The organism is Bradyrhizobium sp. Cp5.3, assembly GCF_000426265.1.
GTDB lineage: Bacteria > Pseudomonadota > Alphaproteobacteria > Rhizobiales > Xanthobacteraceae > Bradyrhizobium > Bradyrhizobium neotropicale.
The window spans coordinates 18,188-40,540 of the sequence record NZ_AUFA01000010.1; the positions used below are offsets into that span (position 1 = coordinate 18,188).

The following is a 22,353-nucleotide window of genomic DNA, read 5'->3' on the forward strand; positions in this document are numbered from 1 at the left end:
GCCGGCGGCCTGGAACGCAGCTATCAGGCCAGGACGCCCGCGGCGCGCAACGTCATCAGGAAGAAGGTGCCGCTCATCATGCTCCAGAAGCCGGCGATGACGGTCGCCATCATCACGAATTCGAAGCGTCGGCTTTCCACCTGCATTCCGCGCAGCGTGTTGCGCATGATGATGAAGGGAGCGGCGAACACCAGGAATGGCACCGCCGCAAAGGTCCTCGGCGCCACGCCCTCCTGCAACAGGCCGAAACCCGCGGGCCGCTGCGCAATCGCCTGGTATCCGCTGACGAGCGCACCCGCGAGCGCAAATCCGATGCAGATCGAGAAGAAGGTATTCAAGGTCTCAGGTGTCATCGGAACAGTTCCGCACTTACGCAACGCCGGTCCCTTCGTGTGACAAAAAGCGCGCTTTAACGCTACATTATCCTTAAGGGAAGGTTAACAGCGCCGGCCGGCACACGCAGGGCCGCCTCATGCCTGCCCGCAGCCGGGAATGCTCCGCGAAACCGCCGCCGCGTGGCATAGTCGCGGCTGATTCGTCGGCCATCGGCCGACTTCCCGGCTCACGCGCGCAAGTTCATGACGGTGTTTTCGGCAGCCTCCCCTCGGACCCGTGCGACGCGCACGCGGGCGCATCTCGTCCCCATCGTGCTCAGCGGCATGGTTGCTGTCAGTGCGGTCGCGCTGGTCGCCTATCTCCTGTGGCCGACCTGGGGCGTTGGTGGCGCGAACGCGCCCGACAAACTGCCGATGAGCGTCGGCGGCACGCTGTTCAACGTGCCGACGGCCGCGATACGCATGAAGATTCAGCGGCATTCCGGACCGCAGGAACGCATCGACCTCGATTTCCTCTATCCCTCGCTCGAGCCGCCGGGTGCGCCGAAGCACGTCACCGCCGACACGGTCGAGGAACCCATGCAGCCGATCGACCGCATCTTCCTGTCGATCGCGGCGCATCACGATGCGCTGGCGCCCGAGCAGCGCGTCGCTACGATCTATCCGCGCTATCTCGACCAGGCCGCGACGATGCCGGAAGACGGGCTGACGATGCGAACGTTCCGCGGCGATACGCCCTATGGCACCGAGGATCTGATTTCCGGCGCGAACCCAATCCTGACCGCGCGCTGCACGCGCGATGCGGCCACCCCGGGCATGTGCCTGTCCGAGCGCCGCGTCGACGGCGCCGACCTCACCTTCCGCTTTCCGCGGAGCTGGCTGTCGCAATGGCGCGAGGTGGCCTCGGCGATGGACCGGCTGACGGTGCAGCTCCGCGGGCCGAAGGGGTGAGCGGCAGGTCTGCCCTGCCGTGAGATCGGTTTGCGGGGGGCGTGGGGCCTCCAGTCAAAAATATCGAAAACAACCCCATGCAAAGTAGCCGGGCGCCGGTGGCGCATTTCGTATTTTTCGAAAAAGACTCGACGCGTCGGGCAAAACAGGGGCAAGATGTCATCGTGGCCCCCCTCAAGCCTGGCGCCCCGGACTAGACTAAGCCGTGTACCTATAAACTGTCGGCTGACGCGACGCGGGCTACGTCCGCTTTTCCCCGATAGCGATCGAGTTCGAGCGGCGACTAGTCCAAATGTGCACCTATTGAATTGACAATCTTGCCCCATTTCTCGGTCTCGTTTGCGATGAAACGGGCATAATCCTCGGGCGAGCCCGGGAAGGCCTTTGCACCAAGCTCGGCGAGCCGCGTCCTCAATCTCGGATCGCCGAGGCCGGCGTTGATCGCCTGGTTGAGCGCCAAGATGACCGGATCTGGGGTGCTCTTCGGCGCATTGAGACCGTTCCAGATCGTTGCTTCGTAGCCGGGCAGAAATTCGGCCATGGCGGGAACCTCTGGCAGCGACAGGGATCTCTCTGCGGCGCTGACTGCCAACGCGCGCAAAGCCCCGGTCCTGATGAATCCGATCGCCCCAGGCAGGGTGGCGAAGTAGACGTGCACACGCCCGCCGACCAGATCGGTGATGGCCTCAGCGTCGCCACGATAGGAGATGTGCAGCATCTTGATGTCGGTCATCATCCTGAAGAGCTCCGCCGCGACATGTGGCGGGCTGCCCGCTCCGCTCGACGCAAAGTTCAATCCGCCCGGATCAGCCCTTGCCTTTGCGACGAACTCGATGACCGACCGTGCGGGAAAGGCGGGATTGACACACATCACGAGCGGCGTGCTGGCCACCATCCCGATGGGGACGGTGTCACGGATGAAATTGAATTTCAGATTTCGGTAGAGGGTTGCGTTGATTGCATTCGCGGCCGAAGCGACCAGCAGTGTGTACCCGTCAGGTGCGGCGCGCACGACCTGTTCGGTCGCTATGTTCGTCGCGGCACCGGTATGGTTCTCGACAATGAACGGCTGGTCGAATTGTAGCGACAGCCAATGTCCGATGAGACGCGCGACGATATCGGTGTTGCCGCCCGGCGAAAAGCCGACGATCAGATACACGGCCCTGTTCGGATAGGAGGCCGGTGCGGCGACCACGCGGCTTGCGGATGCGGCGATGCTGGCCGCACCGAGCTGAAGGAATTTCCGGCGACGGAGCATGATAGCTCTCCTCAGTTCGAGGAAGAGACACTGCCAACTGATGCAAATTTCCAGAAATTCAGACCAGGCCGACGCCCGGCCCATCGACGTTACCTCAATGGCGGTAGCGGCGGCAATAGTCGACCACAATGTCCATGAAGACCTTCGCTGCGGGTGACAGCGAGCGGTCGCTGAGAGAGCAAATGCAGAAGACCAGCGGATCCGAAGCAAATTCACTCACGCCCGCGGATCTGAGCGAGCCGGCCGCCAACTCCTGCTCGATCGCGAATCGCGGCAGCAGGGTGCAGTTGTTGCCGATGCCAGCGACTTCCTTGATGAGAGCCAGCGAGTTGGTGACGCAAAATGCGTTTGGTTCAAATCGATGCTTTGCGAAAACACGATCAAGCTGCTGGCGAAGGCCAAAGGATGGCTCGGTCAGGGCGAACGGGAAGCCGCCGAGCTCATGCAGCGACAGTATCTTTCGCCCGGCTAGAGGATGCGTGGGCGACAAGGCAGCGACCATTCTGTCGCGGAAGACTTCCAGTCTCGTGATGTTGTCGCGGGGTGGAGCATTCAGGATGAGGCCGATCTCCGCAACGCCCGCGATCAGTGCCTCGATTGCCTCGTCGGTGCTGCTCATCCTGACATGGAAGGTTACATCCGGATACTGGACGTGAAAGCGATTGAGGACCGGCGCCACGAAGCTCTCGATCGCGGTTTGGAAGCAATAGACATCCACATTTCCGGCCTGGAGATCCTGCAATGCCGCGATATGCGACTTGACGCGCGAGAACTCGCGCATCACGCCGTCGATCTTCGACAACAGGATTTCTCCAGCCGCCGTCAGTTTCATGCCCTGAGCGCGCCGGTCGAAGATCGGCGCTCGAAGCTCGTGCTCAAGTTTTGCAATCTGTCGGCTGATGGCCGACGGCGAGACGTGAAGCCGGTCCGATGCCGCGCGGATCGAGCGGGCCTGGGCGGTCGCGCTGAAATAGCGAAGGGCCGTGAAATCCATGGCTCTGGACCTCCCGCAGGGCGTTGCGCTTTCGGCAACAGAATGGTGCCCAGATTGATATGGCGTCAACACCAGTTCGGGTCAATCGTTCGGTCGCGACTGAACCCACCCAACGGAGAACACGATGCCTTTCATCCATATGTTGCCCGACCCCGGGATGAACTACACCTTCAACCGGCCGCTGCTTGACGGCACGTCGCCGGCTCGCCTCAAGGAACTCGGCGCGATCGCACCGCGCATTAAGGACTACGATTCCTGGCATGCGGTTTGGCTTGAGGTTGCCAAGAAAGCGGAAGCCGAAAAGCGCTACCTTGACGCCGCCTCCTATTATCACGGCGCGGAGTTCTACTTGCCCGCGGGCGACGTGCGCAACGGCCTCTACGACGACTTCGCGCGTAACTGGGCTCTCGGCACGAAAGGTGTCGCCGGCTACGAGCGCGTCGCAATCCCGTATCCCGGGGGTCATCTGCCGGGCTTCAGGCTCCAGGCAAAAGGCAAGGAACGCAGCACGCTCATCTTCACCGGCGGATACGATTCATTCGTCGAGGAGTTCTACAACTTCCTTCTGCCGCTGACCGAGCTTGGAATGACCGTCATCGCCTTCGATGGACCCGGCCAGGGCGGTGCCCTGCGGCAGGGAATCTATCTGGACCATGCGTGGGAGAAGCCGGCCAAGGCGGCGATCGATTACTTCGGGCTCGACGCCGTGGACTGGCTGGGCGCCTCCTGCGGAGGTTACATGTCCATCCGGGCGGCAGCGTTCGAGCCCCGCATCAAGCACATCATCTCGATGCCCACCTCCTATTCGGGTCTCGACATGACGCTGAAGCAAATGCGGCCCGGCAAGGCGCAGGACCTGATCTCGCGGTTCAAGGCCGGCGACCGCAAGGGGACCGAGCAGATCGTGGCCGAGGAGCGCCTGCCGAGCTCCGTCTTCGAATGGTGTGTTGTCCAGGGGATGCACATCACCGGCACCAAAACGCCATTCGATTTCCTGACGGCCATTGCGAAGCACTCGCTCGACGGAATCCTGCACAACGTCAAGCAGGACATCCTGCTGACCGAGGGCGAGCAGGATCATCTGTTCGATGTCGGCTGGGTCCATCGGACCATGCGCGAGCTCGTCTGCGCCCGGTCCGTGACGACGCGGATATTCACGGCGCGCGAAGGCGCTGAACAGCATTGCCAGCTCGGAAACTCGGCGGCCGCGCGTCACGCCATCGTCTATTGGCTTGCGAGCTTCTACCCCGGCATGCCGGTCAGCGAGAACACGAAGTCGACCAGCGTCGCCGCTTGATGGTGGAGACCTCGAAGAGGCTCCTTATCGCCTGAGCATTCGATCAGGGACCGTAAACTGAAGGCAGCCACGTCTACGCAAAAGGTGATCAAATGAACCTGCCATCCCTGACAGCAGCAGCCCTTGCCGCGGCGCTCGTTGCCGCGGCTTCCGTCCTGGCATTTTCACATCTTCCTGCCCTGTTCGTGTGGGCCGCCTTTATCGGCTGGGCGAGTTACGACCACTCCGGAGCGACAAAGCAGGCGGCGCTACGCTCGTCATCCGCGCTCGCATTCGGTTGCATCATGGCGTGGCTGGTTGCCGTCATCGTTGCCGCCCGCTGGTCTTCGGCGAACGCAACACTATTGATCGCGGCCATTGCCGGCATCGCCTCGTTCCTGATTGTGATTGCCTCGTGCGTACCGTTACTTCGCGTCGTGCCTGCGGCGTTTTACGGATTCGCTTCGACATTCGCTTATCTCAGTCTCTCGCCCGGGGCATTCACGGTCGATGCCCTGACATCGCTGAGCTTGAGAAATGCCATTTTGAGCGTACCCGTCTCGCTGCTCATCGGCACCGGGCTTGGGATTGTCCATACCTTGCTCGCGAGCGCTTTTACCGGTCATGGCGGCTTGGTTCGGGTCAGTCTTTCCAACGCACACGCCGCAGACTGGAGCAAGCCATGACCGAAACCATGAGCATCCTCGCTTCGCTGGCGCCCGTATTCCTTGTCATGGCGCTTGGGTATGCGGCTGGTCGAACAAGGGAGTTCGACAACCGCAACATCGGTTCGCTCAATGCATTGGTCATGGATTTCGCGCTGCCGGCGGCGCTGTTCACGGCGATGGCACAGGCACCGCGCCAGGCCATGATCGACCAGGCTCGGCTTGCACTGGTGGTGCTCGCGGCAATGCTGCTCGCGTATGGCGTGACCTACTTTCTGCAAACCCGTCTGTTCGGCGACGACCGGCGCGAGAGCGCACTTATTGCACTAACTGCATCCGGTCCTAACGTGGGATCCGCTGGTCTTCCGATCGTCGCCGCTTTGTTCAACAAATCGGCATCGATCTCGGTGGCCGTCGCGGTGGCCGTGGCGGCAATCGTGGTCACACCGCTTACCCTTCTGCTGTTGGAGTCCGGGGCCGATAAGCGCCGTCATGTCATGGCGATCGTCAAAGCTGCGCTGGTCAAGCCGATCGTGATTGCGCCGCTGCTCGGGCTCGTGTGGTCGCTTCTCGGCTTGTCGCCGCCGTCGCTACTCGACAGCACGCTCGCCCTGGTCGGCCAAGGCGCCTCGGGAACTGCTTTGTTTCTCACCGGGCTCGTGTTGTCCGCGCAGCCGATTCGACTCACAATGGATGTGGGAGTGGCAGCCATGGTCAAAAACGTGCTGCAGCCGTTGCTGACAGCGCTGCTGGCCATTTCATTGCTCGATAGCGCGCAAGCGCGTATCGCGGTCATGTTGATGGCGGTCCCCTCCGGGGCGTTCGGCGTTCTGTTTGCTGTACGTTACAATGTTGCGTCCGTGAGAGTTGGAACAACCTTAATTGTGAGTACAATTGCCGGCCTCGCCACCCTCACGGCCGCAATTCTTCTGTCAGCTACGTTGTGATGGGCGTGACACGTCAGTTCTGGTCGGCGCAGCCCAAAGCTCCGCTCGGGGATCAAACAGCCGCAGGGAGTTTGTCATGGATCGCTTGCGCCTGACGCTCGAAGCAATCATTGCCAATTCCCGCTGGTTGATTGCTCCATTTCTGCTTGGCCTGATACTGACCCTCGCGGGACTGCTCTACAACTTCGTGCTCAAACTGTTCGATTTTTTCGCACGCGCCCGGATCGCCGATCCGTCCGAAATCATCGTTGGAAGCCTGAAGCTGGTTGACGTCGCCCTCACTGCCAATTTGATTGTGATCGTGATTTGCTCGAGCTACGAGAACTTCCAGGCGCCAATCGACGTGCAGCGGCGCCCTGCCTGGCCAACTGGCCTGGCAAACGTAGGTTTCTCGGGCCTGAAGCAAAGGCTACTTGCATCCATCGTAGCCATCGCGGCAGTGAACGTACTGGAATGGTTCCTGGACATCGAACACAGTGCGGATAGCACCAAGCTGGGATGGCTCATTGCGATCATGATAGGGTTTGCGCTGACGATGCTGCTCTTGGCGATAGCAGAGCGTGTAGGAGAGTCTGAGCGGCCGAAACAATAGTTTAACGAGCCAAGGGAGAATCGTTGAATCTGCGGCGGCGACCGGGTTAATGAACGGCAGTCGCCCCTGTCAACTACGTCCGAAGGCGTGTGAATCCGTCGACGCTCCAGCCATCACTCCCGACACCGTGATGGGTGAAGAACAGCCCCTCGGGGTCGTAGCGCTTCTTGACGGCGGCCAAACGATCGAAATTTGGCCCCCAATATCCAGCTTTCCAATTCGGATCGAAAAAATCGGACTCCGAGACATAAGAGCCCGCGCCAGGCGCGATCGTCAAAAGAGCGTCGTATGCGTGCCCGATGGCCTCTGCGTTGGCGCGTGCCAACGTCAGATCCGGTTCATGACCCGGGATGTTAGGAAACGCCGGCGGCGAGTGGCCAGCAATAATAACGAGCGCAAACGCATCTAGCACTTGGGGGTTCATGGCCGTGTCGCGCGCGGCATCGAGCTCTTCTGTTGCGGCTCCCGCCAATCCCTTGTTGAAGTGAAATTGAACCGGCCAGTGTCGAGTTGCAGAGAAGACCGCCTCGGCGAGTTTTTGTCGTTCGCCTTCCTGCAGCAGCGATTTGGGTAGCCAGGCCGACTTGTAGCCGTGGATGAAGAAGCCGACCTGCCCGCTGTCTCCGGCATAAAAAATGTTTTCGAGAGGCGCACCGGGCCGATCGTCCTGCATGGTCAAGCCAGGAAGTTTGCGTAGGTATTCGGCGTCCCAGAAGTGTTGCGCCGGCGTAGAAAAGATCGACAAAGGGCTCTCCATCGAGACACCCTCCATTGACCTCAGTGCCGAGGTAAAGGGCGCCCACATACCTTCAGTGCTGGCTCGGTCGAGCCCCTGAAATACCATCATGATCCGGACGGTATTGTCCTTGCCGAAGACGATCTGCTCCCCCCAATGCGGATTAAACAACTTGTCCGCGTAGAACGATAGCGTATGGGCAATGAGGCCGCGAAAAGCGGTGTCGGACGCGGCCCTTATTGTGCCCAATACGAGCCCAAACGTGGTTGGAAGGTCGCGTGTTCGCAATGTAAGCTTAGTGAGCACGCCAAAGGCGCCACCGCCGCCGCCCTTCACCGCCCAGAACAAGTCGGGGTGGTTGCAGGCATTCAGCACGAGCACTCCGCCATCCGCCGTCACGATTTCGGCTTGCAGCAGACCGGCCGCGCCCAACCCATACTTCTTGGAGAAGCTGCCAAACCCGCCACCATGAATGAACCCTGCGACACCTACGGTCGTGCAGCCACCGCCCTGTACATACCGCCCGCCTCGTGTCGTTACCGCATCATAGACGGCAAGCCAACGCGCCCCGGTCTCTACGGTGACCGCCGGTTGTGGAGCATGCGTGGCGTCGCAGCCAACCGGAACGAAAGCATCGTGCAGCGTGATGCCACTCATTTCGCGCGTCCAGATCAGCAGTGAGTCCGACGCGTCCGATGTACCCTGATAGCTATGACCGCCACCCTTGATAACGAGCCGCAGATTGTTTTCCCGCGCGAAGTTGACCGCCGCAACCACGTCGGCTGTCGACTGCACCTTGATGGCGTAGGCGCTTGGTTTCGACGTCCATGCATCTACCCAGCCAGAAGTCTCCGTAAGCGTTGGGTTTTCGCTGATGAAATAGGGGTTACGCATTTCCTTGAAGAAAGATTGGCATGCGATGCTGTCGGGTGCCACGCGGCATGACGCTAGAGGGTCGTCGAGCTTGACTAGCCGGCCGCCGACAGCATTGAAGAGACCATTCCAACGGGCTTGGGACGGCCAAGCGGCGTCGCCCGGTCGCACCCTAGCAAATGGCGTCGCCGCGAGAGCGCCGGCGACCGATTGCATCGCTTCACCAAGTGAACCTAGGCCACTCGCGGCCGCTCCTTTTAGGAATGTGCGTCTATCCATCGTCGAGCCCTCATCAGAGAGGTCGAACTGCGAGAGAGACCCTGACGGGCCGGGCATTTTCGGAATGGAACTGTGAGAAATTGAAGCAGAGAAAACGAGTAGCGACAAGGACCGTTACGTCTGACTATATATCTGACTTGGGTCAAAGGCCGACCTCAGCCGTCGGACATGGTCCGAAGCGGGCTTTCCGGACCGTCGAGCGGAGATCAGCTCAGGGGCCAGAAACAGACTTCAAGAAAAAACCGAGTGTTCTCGACTAAGGTGTTGACAGCGCCGGGGAGAGCGTCATCCCAGGTGTCGCGGAGGTGACCTCATGGCAGACTCAATGCGCCGCCGGCGTCTCGTGCCCGCCACCCTTGTCGCAGCCATCGGATTTGCTGCCGGGATCGGCTATCGCTTCTTCAGCAACGATACCGACGAGCGTGAGCTTGCGAACTACCTTCGCAGTGGCGTGCATGGCGTCGGAATCGCGCTCGCCGGGTGGACCGTGCAGAATATGCTTGGCCCGAACGCCGGTTCGTTGCTCGGCCGTGCGCTCCGGCGGCTACCATTGCTCGGTGAACTGATCGTTCGCTCGCTGCTTATGACGATCGTCATCGTCATCGTCGGCGTCGCCCTGCAGTTCGCATTGTACGCCGAGCCCTATGGGCTGCGCTGGTTCAAACTGGAATGGTTCACAGGCACCCTACCGTGGATCATCGTGATCGGGCTCATCATCTCGTTCGTGATCGGCGCCTTCGCCGAGGCCAGCCGCATGATCGGGACACCGATGCTCGCCAACATCGCTCTCGGCACCTATCATCGTCCGAAGCGCGAGCAGCTGATCGTCATGTTCCTCGATCTTGCCGATTCGACGCAGCTTGCCGAAGCTATGGGCGAGCTCAAGGTGCACGACCTGATCACGCGCTTCTTCTTTGACATCGAGACGTCGATCACGGCGCATGGCGGGGCGGTGCATGCTTATGTCGGCGATGAGGTGATCGTGACCTGGCCGCTCGATGCTGACGGTGCGCGCAATGCGCGGTGCTTGCGGTGCTTCGCTGCAATCGACCGTACGATGGCCGGCCTCGCGGCCGATTATCAGCGCGCGTTCGCCGTCGTGCCGCAATTCCGCGCCGCGCTGCATTGCGGCCCGGTGATCGTGAGCGAATGCGGCAGCGCGAAGCGTCAACTCGCCCTTTTTGGCGACACCATGAACGTCACGGCGCGACTGTGCGAATATTGCAAGCAGGCCAGTCAGCATCTCGTCGTCTCGGCCGACCTGCTACGTCACCTGACGATCCCGGCCGATCTCGTCGTCGGCAAGGGTGAGACCATCGCGCTGCGGGGACGGCACGAGCCGATCGAAGCGCACGCGATCCAGCAAAGCGCTTAGAGCTTGACCCACGACAGGAAATCAACGCACGCGGCAAGCTGGCGATCGCCAGCAAATTGCGCTGTAGCTGTTCCGGCCTAAGGGGGTTGGCCTGCCCGTCTTGATCTGAAATCGCCAAGACTGGCCCGAGTTCGAAGGGAAAGCGGAAGACCTGACACTTCTCCAACGGGGCATTTTCGAGGGATTCAGCGGGATGTGTCGGCAGGTTTATGTCCGCTTCTGCCCGTTAGCGCCGCACCGGGGCCGGGCCAAGAGCGTTGCATTTGGCCGAACTCCTGTGATTCACCCTCCCCCCAAACTGGGGGCTCGAATCATGCGCTACGAACTTGCCCTCGATTGCGCCTCCCTCAAACTTTCGTGCTCGCCGTCGCCATGCGAATGGTCACCTCGCCCACTCAGCGCGGTTTATCACTCACTGTTCCCACTGCTCGCAGGCGGTGTAGGCTTTATTGATTTTGTCGGCGCACGCTTTTTTGATCTCGGCCCACCGGCGTCGTCCCCATGGCAAGGCCAAGCATCTCTGAGTGCCTCGAGAGCAAGGGTAATCCCCGGTTCGCTCACTCGATCCGGATTGCCATCAACGTACCGCAGGAGGACCTTGGCACTCTGCAAAGGGCTACCTTGCGCCGGGGGACATGCACGGACGTTAGCCGGCAGATTGGGTGAAAAGATCATCGCAGTCTCGATCATTCCCTCACATGCGCCGGCGGACCGGGCTTCGTCCTGATCGCGAAACGAGTTCTGAACAAGTAGCTGGCAAGATCTCTTCAGATCGTTTCCCTTATCGACAACCGTGGCGCTTCCCTTTCCGATGACCGAAAGAACTAGGCCTGCAACAACGATATAGACCCGCATTGGTGTCCCCGAACCGGCGCAATAGCTTGCATGCACTTCATTTGCCGCAATGGAGCGGCCGCCCGCGCCGTTCCAGGCGGCTTGGATGGCTTAGCTCAAAAGAAAGGTCTGATCCATCGTCCCAAATGCAGAGGACGCTAACCAGGACGCATCATCACTTCGCGAAGAGCGCTTTGTCGGCTTGAGCACGCAGCTCACGCGCCGTGACGCGCGCGAAGGTCGGCCGCGCCGCGATCATGATCGCGGGCCAACCACGGGCAGCCATCAGTGCACCGATGGCACAAGTTCGATCCGGCGCATCCGTTGTGCGAAATTTTAATGCACTACAGACGGATCCCGGAGTGCGTCTATCATCTGCAGCGTACGCGAGGCCCATTGATCGATTGATGTCGATGCTCAGTCTCGAAGCAGAATCAAGAATTGCCTGTCGGTGACCTTTGTCTCACAAGTGCTGGAGACCGTGCATCGCGCCGTGACGGCCTTCCCGAAGCGCACGGACCGTCTTGGCGGACCTTCCTCAACTGCGCCGAGCGGGACTCGTTCTTCGAACGGTTCCTAACACCAGCCTAGAGTTGCCTCGCCGCGGTGCGCCACGAACATGTACACGATCTCACGGCCTGTTCTTTAATCAGGTGAGGCAGCACACGAATGCCAGCCGCATTGAGCCACGCTTCGTTGAAGGACGGCACTCGCTTGAACTCGAAGTCCACGCACCTGCCCAGACGGCAAGGAAAACTGGATGAACTCAATACTGAGGGATCTAGCCTCGATCGGGCTCGAGCTGCACCGTTTTTCGTCCACCATTCAGCTCTCTGAGCTCGTTTACGTAGGCCTCAGGCTTTAACAGATGGAACGGGGCCTTCAGGCCCATAAAAGTCGCTATACGGCCGATAAAAGCGGTGCAGTTAGTGGTTGCCGCATTCCACAACGGCGAGGTCTCCTGCAGATGCTTGATATAAGCAAAGACCTTCTTGGCGTCAGCCTCGCTCAAATAGACACGATAGCTCGCCGTCAAATATTGCTCGTCAAGATCGCCATAGCTCGCCCCTGTCTCAGAGGGAACAAACATGATGTGTCCCAAGAGATACGGCAGCGTGTCACCAGCCGGGGCCAAACCCGCGACCTCGACCGACTTTTCGCTCGTCTTTCCGTACCAGACGAACGCATGACCGTAGGTTGCTGCCGTGCGGGCCCGAAAATCGACGTAGTAGGGACCTCTGGCCGCGGTTCTTTGAGCCGGCTTTGCATCGGATCTGGCCGGCGTGGCACTGGGCGCAACAGCAGCCATGCTCCCGGCATGCTTCGCCGCCGATCTGGGCAGAGCGTCCTGTTGCTGGTCGGAGTGCGCCGCGAGCTGTTGTGCGCTACTGCTCCCGGCCGCCAAGCTCACCGAGGCCGCGAGTATCGCGGCCCCGGCACAACGTTGCAGACTTGGATATTTCCGAGCCACCCCAAGCATCTTCGAATCCCCGTGGATCAAAGACAGGACGTCATAGTCAGTCCAACTATCCCAAACGGACGCCGCCCCGCGCCCGAATGGATAATCGGATCAACCCTTGGTCACTACCGGGGCCGCAACCGGGTATTTGCCGACCGGGCTCTTGCCGACGGGATATTTACCCATGGGATATTTGCCGACCGGTGCAGCCACCGGCTGAGGCTGCGGCCGCGGGAGGTCGGCGGCAGCCGCCGTTCCCACGAAAGCTAGAGTAGCGACGCCCAGGATCACGAACTTCAACATCAAAGTCTCTCCCCACGTATGAATCGGGATCAGATGGAATTCACCCAACAACAGGTAACCTGACGCTCGCAGCGGTAGCAACAAATAGACGCAGGAACCTGCAGCCCCGGCAGCCGTTTTCCTTCGGATGTTGCGAAAATGGCACGAATTTTGGTCTGGCCGGTTCCTCAGGACCCGATGTCGGAACCCCGCTTCAGCGTATCGACGGGAAGATCCGGCCCGTCCGTGCCATGTACGCCCGATAGCTGTCGCCAAAGGTTTCCAACATCAGCCGCTCTTCCCTTCCGATGCGGCCGAAGAACAGAATCCCAAAACCGACAAGGCCCGCGAACCCGGCGATCCAGTTTGGCAGCAGCAACGCCTGGGCAACAGCCCAGAGCCAAAATGCCGAGTACATCGGGTGCCGAACCCTGCGGTAAATCCCTTCCGTCACGAGTCGATGGTTCTCCCGCACATCGAGACTTACCGACCAATTCCGGCCGAGTGCACGGTGTGTCAGATAAAACATGCCCAAAGCCGCGATCGCAAAGAAAGACCCCAGCCAAGCCAACGCGGGGTGGAAGCTGTAAGCTGCGAAACGAGGTATTCCTGTCGCTACGTAGAGGAGCGGCACAAGTCCAAGCCCCGAAAGAGATATGAGCAGTAGCGCGGTTTCCAGGGGGCCGCGGGCGCTCGACACAACCTTTTCGCGGCGGGAGCGCCGCGCGTACTTGTAACGTATAAGGTACCAGGCGACCGCCAACCCAACGAATATGATCTTGGAAATAGCTGGCGTCATTTGAATCAGGCTGCCGCGCCCGGACTGGTCAGCAGCGTGTTTTCAGCCGGCCGCGCGCCGACAATACACGCACCGTCGTCCCCGATCATCGAAAGGGCGCCATCTGGGGCGAGCGTCTGCGATTTGGCCGAAACAGGTCCGCATGTGAGCATAAAGTAATCGTACGATGTTCGCCGATCGTTTCCACTCACGAACTGGCAGTGCAAGCGGAAGAAATTGAAGCGGATGCGTTGATAGATCTCGTGGTCAAGCATTCGACTAAGTTTCACGACCCTGACGGTCGCCTCATTCTCTATCGACAGGCCCATATCGCCCATCGGCCGGCTCTTGTAAAAGTTCAACGGGTCGACGAGGGCCTGATAGTCGCCCCAGAAGATCGCGCGCGACTTGGCGACGCGTTCCACCGTCGTGCGAAAGCGTATTGCCTTCGGGTGCAAGCCGATCTTGAGTATGGATGATCCGACGCTCAAGAACGTGACGGGAATTTTGTCCCGACCGAGCGCAGGGTCCAGCTTCAAGGCACGGTCAAGCAGATCAACCGCAAGTACGGCGCCAAGACTGTGCCCAATGACCAAAATTTCGTCTGCGGCGGAGTTGTTCGCCGCATTCACGAGCTCGGCGGCCAACCTGTCCAGCCTCTGCTCGATTTCCGAATTCCCGCGTCGAATATACTCGCGAGAGAAAATCCAATCGTCGAACAGGTTGCCCAGGTTCAGCCAGCGCCACGGGCCCGCCAATACGGCTGCGAAGCCGAAAAGACCTCCACCGATGGCAACCGGGATTGACGAGGTGATTCTGAATGCCAACACGCCAATCAAGACGGCGGCCGCGGTGAGCACTCCGAACATGACGAATGGATAGAGAAAGAAAAATGCGTAGCGCCAGTTGGACTGCAAGTAACGCCAAAGGGTGCCGGCCGAAACAAATTCGAGAAAGGCAAGGAGGCCGAGAGGAATTCGTGAAGCGATGCTTCGACGGCTAAAGCGGTCGATAACGTCGTCCCATCGAACCAAATGATAGTCGGTTTCGACCTGCCAATTGGGGCCAGTGGTCGTCACATTCCACCGGCTCTGATCCGCGCTGTCGCGCAAATCGTCAACGATCGCTTCCACTGACCAGGTGCGCTGGAACCTTTCAATTTCGCGCACAAAGCGTCGTTGCGGGCTGGCAGATGGCGTGATTGGATCGTAGCCGCCAACATGAAACACCAGGCGCTTCGCCACGGGCGCTCCGGGCATAATGTCACCCGAGACAACTTCTGTCCGCGAATTTCTCATGCTACTCATCGCGCACGCGTGAATCCATCTGTAATAGCAAAGACCTAGCGAACGCCTGTCAAGAGATAATCGACCAGCGTTGGGGGAACCCGTATTGACCTATTTTGCCTTCTGTACCCATTCCGCTATCCTGTCTAGGGCCGCTCGAATAGCGTCGATCGGCGCGGCGATGCTTGTCGGATCGTCTGGCGGAGCGCCCTCTCACGCGCAAGAGGAGATGCCTTCTGCAGAGAGATGCCTGGCGGCAAATCGGGACGTCTCGCTGGGTGCACAATTGCCCCGCACCGCGGCCCGTTTCAAATCTGGTGAGCCGCTCAAGATTGTAGCAATCGGATCATCCTCGACGGTGGGACTGTGGATGCTTAGATCGGCGGCCACATATCCCGAGGTGATGCGCCGCGAGCTCTTGAGACTTAGATCGAACGCCACGATCAAGGTCATCAATAGCGGCCGAGTCGGCGATACGATTCCGAATAACATCGCACGTTTCGAACGCGACGTTTTCGCGTACGCTCCTGATCTCGTCATATGGCAGCTGGGCACCAATGACGTCGCATGGGGTGGCCGGCCGGACCAAGGACTCAAGAGTCACGTTCTCGAAGGAGTGAGAGCGCTCAAGGCAGGATCTGCCGACGTCGTGTTGATGGACCTGCAATATGCACCCCAGGTGCTCGCTTCAGCAGGCTACTCAACGATGGAGAACATCATCGCCGATGTCGCGAAGCAGGAACGGGTCGGGCTGTTCTCTCGTTTCACGCTGATGCGGAACTCGATCAATGCCGGCGTCGTGCAGAGCACGCTCGTAACGTGGGACGGACTACACAACACCTCTGATGGTTATGATTGCATTGGACGAGCCCTTGCCCGAGCCATTTCAAACGGTGCGCGTTGAGAGCCCCAGCTCAGGCGAATCGAAGGCTGCAGATTCCTATGAGTTTGGGCACCGGCCGGGACAGCGGGCGCCGAGCGTCCAGATGCCCGCCAACACGAACAAAGACCAATTCTCCTCGACGATTATCGCAGCTCTCGCAGCGGTGACAGCAATTCGCTCCGACGTTGTCAGGAGGTGCGCTCATGCACCATTATGCCAGCCAACTCATTGACCTGTTGCTGGTGCTTGTCGCCGCGTGGATGGTGCCAGCCACCATTTTCATCGCCTACGCCTATTTCGCTCGTCTTAAGCATCCAGTCAGCGAATCGGTCTTTGGACGTCTGCTCATCACTTCGTTGTTCATCATAACCACGGCGATTTGGCTCCCAATAATTGTGGCCGCCATAACCCTATCACTGATCGGTCATTTATGGTCTCGCTCCAGGGAAAACCGCGCAAGTAGCTAGATCAACAACCCGCCGCGTCAGTCGCGGAGCTTCTGCGCGCGGTAAAGGCTTGGCGTCGTGCCCACGGCCTTTCGGAAGGCGCGGTTGAAATTCGCTTGCGATGAGAATCCGGCAGCATAGGCGATGTCGACCAGCGGGCGATCGCTGGTGGACAGCAACCGCTTGGCGAGGTCGAGACGCTGGCGGCTGACATATTCGTGTGGTGCCGCACCCGTGGCCGCCTTGAAGCTGCGGGAGAAATGCGCCGGGCTCATGCACGCCACCGATGCCAGATCCTTGACCGAGAAATCGCGCTCGACCGATGCGTCGATGAATTCCGTCACGCGCGACAGCCGCTTGGCGTCGAGCGGCCTCTGACCGGCAATGGACTGCTTCAACCTGACTGCTGTCGCCGAGTAGGCGTGGACCAGATGAGCCGATAACGCGCGCCCGAGGCTTTCGATCAAAAGCCGGCCGGTCGAGGTTTCCTGCGCAAGCTCCTTCAGGATCCGGTCCGCGACGTGCTCGATGAACATGTCCTGATCGATGGTCTCGTAGCGGATCGAGACTCCCGAGGGGTCGATGTCGAGATCCCTGAGCATGGTGTCGTCGAACGGCTTGCCGGGAAGAAAGAGATGCAGGCATTCCTGCATCTGGTTCTCGACGCGGATGAAGTCTTCGCGGATGCCGGCCGGGCAAAGCCACACTGTGCCCTTCCTGCCAAAGGTGCGCTGCCGCATTCCTGCGCCTTCCCGATCGACGACCGAGCTGCCACGCAGCAGGATTGCGATCTCGGTGTCGCGCGGCAATTGCGGCGGCAGATCACCCGGCTCATGGCTCCATCGCTCGGCGAGGAGATGCGACCATCGCCGGTCGTTCGACGTCTGGAGCATTCTGCCGGTAACATATTTATCGACAGAGTTGCCAAGCATACCCATCGTCAATCTCCGCCAGATAGCGCGATGTGGGTAAAAAGGTATTGCCGGGTCCAGCATTAGCATGCCAGAGATCCGGCCGTGCGTCCATCAGCCGAGAGCAGTCCGGGAAAACAACACCGCACATTTTGAAAAGCCAGGCCGAGCCTGACCGCCGCATCCTTCGCTGTCTTGAATCAGGAAGCGGAGAGACCCATGGCCCGGACCACGGTAGTTGGCGCCTGCCCCCACGATTGCCCGGACACCTGCTCCATCCTGACCACGGTCGAAGATGGCAAGGCCATTGCCGTCCGCGGCAATCCCGATCATCCGTTCACGCGTGGACGGCTGTGCGTGAAGGTCAACAATTACGAGGAGCGCGTCTACAGCGACAAGCGCATCCTCCATCCCTTGAAGCGGGTTGGCCCCAAAGGCTCCGGCCAGTTTCAACGGATTTCCTGGGACGAGGCCGTCGAGACCATCGCCTCGCGCTGGACATCTGTTATCGCCGAGCACGGCGCGCAGGCGATCCTACCCTACAGCTATCTGGGCACGCAGGGCATCATCAACGGGCTGAACGTCGGCGATCCCCTCTTCAACAAGCTCGGCGCGACGGTTCTCGAGCGCACGTTCTGCGACTCCGCCTCATGCACGGCCTACATGATGACGATCGGACACACGCCGGGCGTCGATCCCGAGAGCTTCGTGCATTCGAAATACATCATCCTCTGGGCCTGCAATACGCTGAGCACGAACTCGCACCATTGGCCGTTCATCGAGCAGGCGAAGAAGGCCGGCGCCAAGCTCGTGGTCATCGATCCCGTCCGGACCCGCACCGCGCGACTCGCCGACTGGCATATTCCGATCCGGCCCGGCACTGACGCTGCGCTCGCGCTCGCGATGATCCATGTCATCATCAGGGAGAACCTGGTCGATCGTGACTACATCGACAAATACACGGTCGGCTACGACGAGCTGGCGGAGCGAGCATCAGGCTATACACCCGAATTCGCCTCGCAGGAAACCGGCATTCCCGTCGACGACATCATCAAGCTGGCCAGGGAATATGCCACGACGCCGCCGGCCGTCGTGCGGATCGGCGTGGCCGTGGAACGGCACGCCGGCGGCGGCCAGACCGTGCGCGCGATCGCCTGTCTTCCCGGACTGATCGGCGCTTGGAAGCATGTCGGTGGCGGCCTGCTCCAGCTTCCGATCTGGGCGTTCCCCGTCAGATGGGACGTGCTGATGCGTCCCGAGCTGCAGCCGGAGAAGATGCGCGTCCTCAATTCGTGGCGCCTCGGACCGGCGCTGACGGGAGAACTCGGCTTCGACCCGCCGATCAAGGCGCTGTTCGTCTACAACGCCAATCCGATGGCGATGGTGACCGAACAGGGCAAGCTCGAAACGGGTCTCGCGCGGGAGGATCTCTTCACTGTCGTCAGCGAGCACTTCCTGACGGACACCGCCAGATATGCCGACATCGTTCTGCCTGCGACCACACAGCTCGAGCAGAAGGACATCATGTTCTCCTGGGGACACCTCTATTTGTCCTACAACAATAAGGCGATTGAGCCGCTTGGCGAAGCCGTCTCCAACACCGAGCTCTTCCGCCGGCTCGCGCGTGCGATGGGTATCACCGATCCGGCCTTCTTCCGGAGCGACGACGAGATCATCGAAAGCTCGCTCGACTGGAGCAACCCGGTCTTGCAGGGCATCACGCTGGGCGACGTCATAACCAAGGGCTACGTGCGCCTCAACATGCCCGCACCCGCCGACTGGGCGCCGCATCGCGAGGGTAATTTTCCGACAGCCTCGGGCAAGTGCGAATTCAAGTCGACGATTGCCGGCGGCGGAAACTTCGTGGTGCCGCTGTTCCGACAGGGCTACAACGGCGACCAGGACGCCGCACCAGTCGATCCCCTTCCCCGCTACATTCCGCCGAACGAGAACGCGCGCACGGCGCCAGCGCTGGCGACACGATATCCGCTCAGCCTGATCTCCCCGAAAAGCCATGCCTTCCTGAACTCGAATTACGGCAACCTGCCCGCCCAGACCGCCCAGGCCGGCGAGGAACAGGCGGTGCTCCTCAATCCGGGCGACGCGGCACAGCGCGGGATCGTCGCGGGCGCACCCATTCGCGTCTTCAATGATCGCGGCTCGTTCGAGGCCTTTGCGACCGTTTCACCGGACATCATGCCGGGGGTCGTGGTGGCACCGTCCGGCTACTGGCAGCGCTCCAATCGCAAAGGCGCGACAGTTCACGTGCTGACGCCGCCTGCCTTCGCCGACCTCGGCCGGGCCCCGACATTCTCCGACATCCTTGTCCAGGTGAGCGGAGCCTGACGATGACATATGTGGTCACCGACAATTGCCGCGGCTGTCGATACACCGAATGCGTCACCGTCTGCCCCGTGGAGTGCTTCCACGTCGACGACACCATGACCTATATCGATCCGGAGAATTGCATCGACTGCGGCGGCTGTGCGCCGGCCTGCCCTGTCGGCGCGATCGAGCCCGACTATCGCCTGGCGGCCGACAAGAAGTTCTGGATCGACGTCAACCGCAAGCGCGCGACTGAAACTCCCGTCATCAGCGCGCGCCTGCCACCTCTGCCGGGCGCCGACGAACGCAAGGTCGCACTGGGCCGATGACGGGCCCCGCTCAACACCACGTCGCCGTCATCGGCAGCGGACCAAGCGGCTTCTATACGGCCGAAGCATTGTTGCGGTCGGGCGCACCGCTGACCGTCGGTATGTTCGAACGGCTTCCCGTGCCCTATGGGCTGGTGCGGTTCGGCGTTGCCCCCGACCATCCAAAACTCAAGCAGGTCGCGACGGCCTTCGACCGCATCGCCGCCATGCCCGGATTTCGCTTCATCGGCGGCGTCACGGTCGGAGACGATCTCACGGTCGACGAATTGCGCAACGCCTATGACGCCGTTGTCCTCGCGACCGGCGCCGAACTGAGCCGGCCCCTGGGTATTCCGGGCGAAGCACTGCCGGGAAGCCACACTGCAGGCGACTTCGTCGCCTGGTACAACGGGCATCCTGCATTTGCCGACCTGCGGTTCGATCTTGGTCATGAGGCAGCGATCGTGATCGGTCACGGCAACGTCGCTCTCGACGTTGCGCGCATTCTCGCCAAGACGGCCGACGAGCTGCGCCAGACCGACATTGCGCGCCATGCGCTCGAGATTCTGGCGGAAAGCAGAATTCGCAGGATCTACGTCGTCGGCCGCGGCGGGCCGGCACAGGCCAAATTCACCGCGAAGGAATTGCGCGACTTTCTAGAACTGGGCGAAGCCGACACGTCGGTCGACGGGCGCGATGTCACGCCCGACGACTTCGAGCCGCAACGCCCCGATGACCCGGAGCTGGTCGAAAAGCTGTCGCTGCTGCGCGCGTTTTCGCAGCCGGCCACGACGAAGCCGCGGCGCTGTGTTTTTCGGTTTGGTCTATCGCCCGTCGCAATCAAGGGACGAGGCCGGGTGGAGACGATCTCGTTCAGGCATCGGTCGGAAACCGCCGAGGACATCGCATGCGGCCTCGTGTTCAGCAGCGTTGGCCGCAAGACGGCCCCTGTCGCCGGTGTTCCCTATGACGCGCATCGCGGCGTTCATGCCAACGTCGACGGACGCGTCGCGATCGGCCGTACGGTGATTGACGGCCTCTATGTCTGTGGATGGAGCAAGCGCGGACCGAATGGCACGATCGGCACCAATCGCGGCTGCGGGATCGCGACCGCAGAGGCCGTCCTGGCCGATCTTGCCGATCGACGTCCGCGCCCGGACACTCCCGATGCACTGCTTGCTCGCCTCGCCGGCCGCGTCACACGCATCGTGAGCTATCCGGATTGGACCGCGATCGACGCGGCCGAGAAACGCCGGGGAGCGCTGCTCGGCAAGCCGCGGGAGAAATTCGTCACGATCCCCGACATGCTCGCCGCGATGGATGCGTGACTCCGAGGAGCCGCAGCGGCTCTATTCCTGGTCGACGAGATCGTCCTCGAGGATCGCCATCTGGAACTGGAACGAGCGATCATCGTCCTCGTCATCGACGAAGAGCACGCCGATGAACTCCTCGCCGATATAGACCTCGGCGGAGTCGTCCTTCTTCGGACGCGGCACGACGCGAATCTTGGGATTGCCGAATACGCGCTTCAGATACGCGTCGAGCTTCCTCACTTCTTTGACGTCCACGGCAAGTCTCCAATCGAAATCTGGGTTGGCGGGTTTTAGGACGAGACGCGACGAACCGCCAGCATGAATTCCCGAGAATTTTGGGGACGATCGGGGCGGAAAAAATCCGCCCCGCGCGACATCAGAGTCCCATCGCGTTGATCATCTGATCCATGGTGCGCGACGGCTCGGCGCAGCCGGCCTCGCCGACGATCTTGGCGGGAACGCCGGCGACCGTGACGTTGTGCGGCACCGGCTTCACCACGACCGAGCCCGCGGCGATGCGCGCGCAATGCCCGACCTCGATGTTGCCGAGGATTTTTGCGCCCGCGCCGATCATGACGCCGTGACGGATTTTTGGATGACGGTCCTCGTTCTCCTTGCCGGTGCCACCGAGCGTGACGCCGTGCAGGATCGAGACGTCGTCCTCGATGACAGCGGTCTCGCCGCAGACGAAGCCGGTGGCGTGGTCGAGGAAGATGCCGCGGCCGATGCGCGCGGCGGGATTGATGTCGGTCTGGAACACCGCCGAGGCGCGGCTCTGGAGATAGAACGCGAAATCCTTGCGGCCCTTCAGCCAGAGCCAGTGCGCGAGGCGATGGGTCTGGATCGCGTGGAAGCCCTTGAAGTAGAGCAAGGGATCGATGAAGCGCGCGGTCGCGGGATCGCGGTCGTAGACGGCAACGAGGTCGGCGCGAAACGCATTGCCGAGATCGGGATCGTCGCGCAGCGCTTCGTCGTAGGTCTGGCGCACGAGATCGCCCGAGAGCGCGGAATGATCGAGCCGGTCGGCGAGACGGTGCACCACCGAATCCTCGAGGCGACTGTGATGCAGCACGGTCGAATAGATGAAGGTCGCAAGCTCCGGCTCGCGATGCACGATGTCCTCGGCTTCGCTCCGGATCCGATCCCAGATCGGATCGAGGGATGCGAGCTTTCCTCCCGGATTGACCTGATGCACTGCCATGGGATCTGCTCTTTCGAATTGGCTCGTGTTGACGGGTCTATAGCAC

Annotated in this window: 23 protein-coding genes; 11 read left to right on the top strand and 12 right to left on the bottom strand. The window is 60.9% G+C overall.

What is annotated here, in order from left to right; all coding sequences use genetic code 11:
• Positions 1-23: 23 nt before the first annotated feature.
• Complete coding sequence (locus tag K289_RS0115855) at positions 24-353, bottom strand: hypothetical protein (protein WP_027552425.1); 330 nt, start codon at positions 351-353, stop codon at positions 24-26.
• A 225-nt stretch (positions 354-578) separates the two neighbouring features.
• Here K289_RS0115855 and K289_RS0115860 point away from each other — a divergent pair, with 225 nt between their 5' ends.
• The gene (locus tag K289_RS0115860; protein ID WP_027552426.1) at positions 579-1,286 is read left to right on the top strand and encodes a hypothetical protein; all 708 of its coding nucleotides are present in this window, start codon (positions 579-581) and stop codon (positions 1,284-1,286) included.
• A gap of 283 nt (positions 1,287-1,569) precedes the next feature.
• Here the strand turns inward: K289_RS0115860 and K289_RS0115865 are convergent, their stop codons facing one another.
• Complete coding sequence (locus K289_RS0115865; RefSeq protein ID WP_156918001.1) at positions 1,570-2,754, bottom strand: tripartite tricarboxylate transporter substrate binding protein; 1,185 nt, start codon at positions 2,752-2,754, stop codon at positions 1,570-1,572.
• Positions 2,639-3,538 (bottom strand): LysR family transcriptional regulator, encoded by a 900-nt coding sequence (locus K289_RS0115870; protein WP_027552428.1) that lies wholly within the window; start codon positions 3,536-3,538, stop codon positions 2,639-2,641. The genes K289_RS0115865 and K289_RS0115870 overlap by 116 nt, the downstream gene beginning before the upstream one ends.
• Before the next feature lie 124 nt (positions 3,539-3,662).
• Here K289_RS0115870 and K289_RS0115875 point away from each other — a divergent pair, with 124 nt between their 5' ends.
• From K289_RS0115875 to K289_RS44490, 4 genes are all read left to right on the top strand, one after another.
• Positions 3,663-4,835: a S9 family peptidase gene (locus K289_RS0115875; protein ID WP_156918002.1), complete on the top strand. Its 1,173-nt coding sequence runs from the start codon at positions 3,663-3,665 to the stop codon at positions 4,833-4,835.
• Positions 4,836-4,927: 92 nt separating this feature from the next.
• Entirely contained in the window at positions 4,928-5,500 is a 573-nt protein-coding gene (locus tag K289_RS0115880; protein ID WP_027552430.1) for a DUF1097 domain-containing protein, read from the top strand.
• On the top strand, positions 5,497-6,426 hold the full coding sequence (locus tag K289_RS0115885; protein ID WP_027552431.1) for an AEC family transporter: 930 nt from the start codon (positions 5,497-5,499) through the stop codon (positions 6,424-6,426). Before K289_RS0115880 ends, K289_RS0115885 begins: the two co-directional genes overlap by 4 nt.
• Positions 6,427-6,502: 76 nt before the next feature.
• Positions 6,503-7,018 (top strand): YqhA family protein, encoded by a 516-nt coding sequence (locus tag K289_RS44490; RefSeq protein ID WP_035684868.1) that lies wholly within the window; start codon positions 6,503-6,505, stop codon positions 7,016-7,018.
• Positions 7,019-7,091: 73 nt separating this feature from the next.
• Here K289_RS44490 and K289_RS0115895 read toward each other — a convergent pair whose 3' ends face one another.
• Positions 7,092-8,690, bottom strand: a complete 1,599-nt coding sequence (locus K289_RS0115895; protein ID WP_245283935.1) for an FAD-binding oxidoreductase — start codon at positions 8,688-8,690, stop codon at positions 7,092-7,094.
• A 529-nt stretch (positions 8,691-9,219) separates the two neighbouring features.
• Here K289_RS0115895 and K289_RS0115900 point away from each other — a divergent pair.
• On the top strand, positions 9,220-10,281 hold the full coding sequence (locus K289_RS0115900) for an adenylate/guanylate cyclase domain-containing protein (protein ID WP_027552433.1): 1,062 nt from the start codon (positions 9,220-9,222) through the stop codon (positions 10,279-10,281).
• A 408-nt stretch (positions 10,282-10,689) separates the two neighbouring features.
• Here K289_RS0115900 and K289_RS53075 read toward each other — a convergent pair whose 3' ends face one another.
• The 5 genes from K289_RS53075 to K289_RS0115925 all read right to left on the bottom strand — a co-directional run bounded on the left by K289_RS53075 (position 10,690) and on the right by K289_RS0115925 (position 14,878).
• Positions 10,690-11,136 carry a Rap1a/Tai family immunity protein gene (locus K289_RS53075; RefSeq protein ID WP_371260821.1) on the bottom strand — a complete coding sequence of 149 codons (447 nt, stop codon included), beginning with the start codon at positions 11,134-11,136 and terminating at the stop codon, positions 10,690-10,692.
• A 760-nt stretch (positions 11,137-11,896) separates the two neighbouring features.
• Positions 11,897-12,595: a hypothetical protein gene (locus tag K289_RS0115910; RefSeq protein ID WP_027552434.1), complete on the bottom strand. Its 699-nt coding sequence runs from the start codon at positions 12,593-12,595 to the stop codon at positions 11,897-11,899.
• 90 nt (positions 12,596-12,685) lie between these two features.
• A complete protein-coding gene (locus K289_RS0115915; RefSeq protein ID WP_027552435.1) occupies positions 12,686-12,877 on the bottom strand; it encodes a hypothetical protein in 192 nt (63 codons plus the stop codon).
• A 193-nt stretch (positions 12,878-13,070) separates the two neighbouring features.
• Positions 13,071-13,655 (bottom strand): protein-S-isoprenylcysteine O-methyltransferase, encoded by a 585-nt coding sequence (locus K289_RS0115920; RefSeq protein ID WP_027552436.1) that lies wholly within the window; start codon positions 13,653-13,655, stop codon positions 13,071-13,073.
• Positions 13,656-13,660: 5 nt separating this feature from the next.
• On the bottom strand, positions 13,661-14,878 hold the full coding sequence (locus K289_RS0115925; RefSeq protein WP_156918003.1) for a hypothetical protein: 1,218 nt from the start codon (positions 14,876-14,878) through the stop codon (positions 13,661-13,663).
• 148 nt (positions 14,879-15,026) lie between these two features.
• On the opposite strand from K289_RS0115925, the gene K289_RS0115930 reads away from it, so the two are divergent.
• Complete coding sequence (locus tag K289_RS0115930) at positions 15,027-15,824, top strand: SGNH/GDSL hydrolase family protein (RefSeq protein ID WP_245283936.1); 798 nt, start codon at positions 15,027-15,029, stop codon at positions 15,822-15,824.
• 182 nt (positions 15,825-16,006) lie between these two features.
• Positions 16,007-16,270: a hypothetical protein gene (locus K289_RS0115935; RefSeq protein ID WP_027552439.1), complete on the top strand. Its 264-nt coding sequence runs from the start codon at positions 16,007-16,009 to the stop codon at positions 16,268-16,270.
• Positions 16,271-16,287: 17 nt separating this feature from the next.
• Here K289_RS0115935 and K289_RS0115940 read toward each other — a convergent pair whose 3' ends face one another.
• The gene (locus K289_RS0115940) at positions 16,288-17,187 is read right to left on the bottom strand and encodes an AraC family transcriptional regulator (protein WP_245283937.1); all 900 of its coding nucleotides are present in this window, start codon (positions 17,185-17,187) and stop codon (positions 16,288-16,290) included.
• A gap of 192 nt (positions 17,188-17,379) precedes the next feature.
• Between K289_RS0115940 and K289_RS0115945 the strand changes: the two genes are divergently transcribed.
• From K289_RS0115945 to K289_RS0115955, 3 genes are read left to right on the top strand one after another with little or no spacing between them, the layout of a single operon-like run.
• Positions 17,380-19,506, top strand: coding sequence for a molybdopterin-dependent oxidoreductase (locus tag K289_RS0115945; protein ID WP_027552441.1), 2,127 nt, complete (start codon positions 17,380-17,382; stop codon positions 19,504-19,506).
• Positions 19,507-19,508: 2 nt separating this feature from the next.
• Positions 19,509-19,814 carry a ferredoxin family protein gene (locus K289_RS0115950; protein ID WP_027552442.1) on the top strand — a complete coding sequence of 102 codons (306 nt, stop codon included), beginning with the start codon at positions 19,509-19,511 and terminating at the stop codon, positions 19,812-19,814.
• On the top strand, positions 19,811-21,121 hold the full coding sequence (locus tag K289_RS0115955) for an FAD-dependent oxidoreductase (protein ID WP_027552443.1): 1,311 nt from the start codon (positions 19,811-19,813) through the stop codon (positions 21,119-21,121). Before K289_RS0115950 ends, K289_RS0115955 begins: the two co-directional genes overlap by 4 nt.
• Before the next feature lie 21 nt (positions 21,122-21,142).
• Here K289_RS0115955 and K289_RS0115960 read toward each other — a convergent pair whose 3' ends face one another.
• On the bottom strand, positions 21,143-21,361 hold the full coding sequence (locus tag K289_RS0115960) for a DUF3126 family protein (protein ID WP_007602550.1): 219 nt from the start codon (positions 21,359-21,361) through the stop codon (positions 21,143-21,145).
• A gap of 121 nt (positions 21,362-21,482) precedes the next feature.
• Positions 21,483-22,307 (bottom strand): serine O-acetyltransferase, encoded by an 825-nt coding sequence (gene cysE, locus K289_RS0115965; RefSeq protein ID WP_027552444.1) that lies wholly within the window; start codon positions 22,305-22,307, stop codon positions 21,483-21,485.
• Positions 22,308-22,353: the final 46 nt, after the last annotated feature.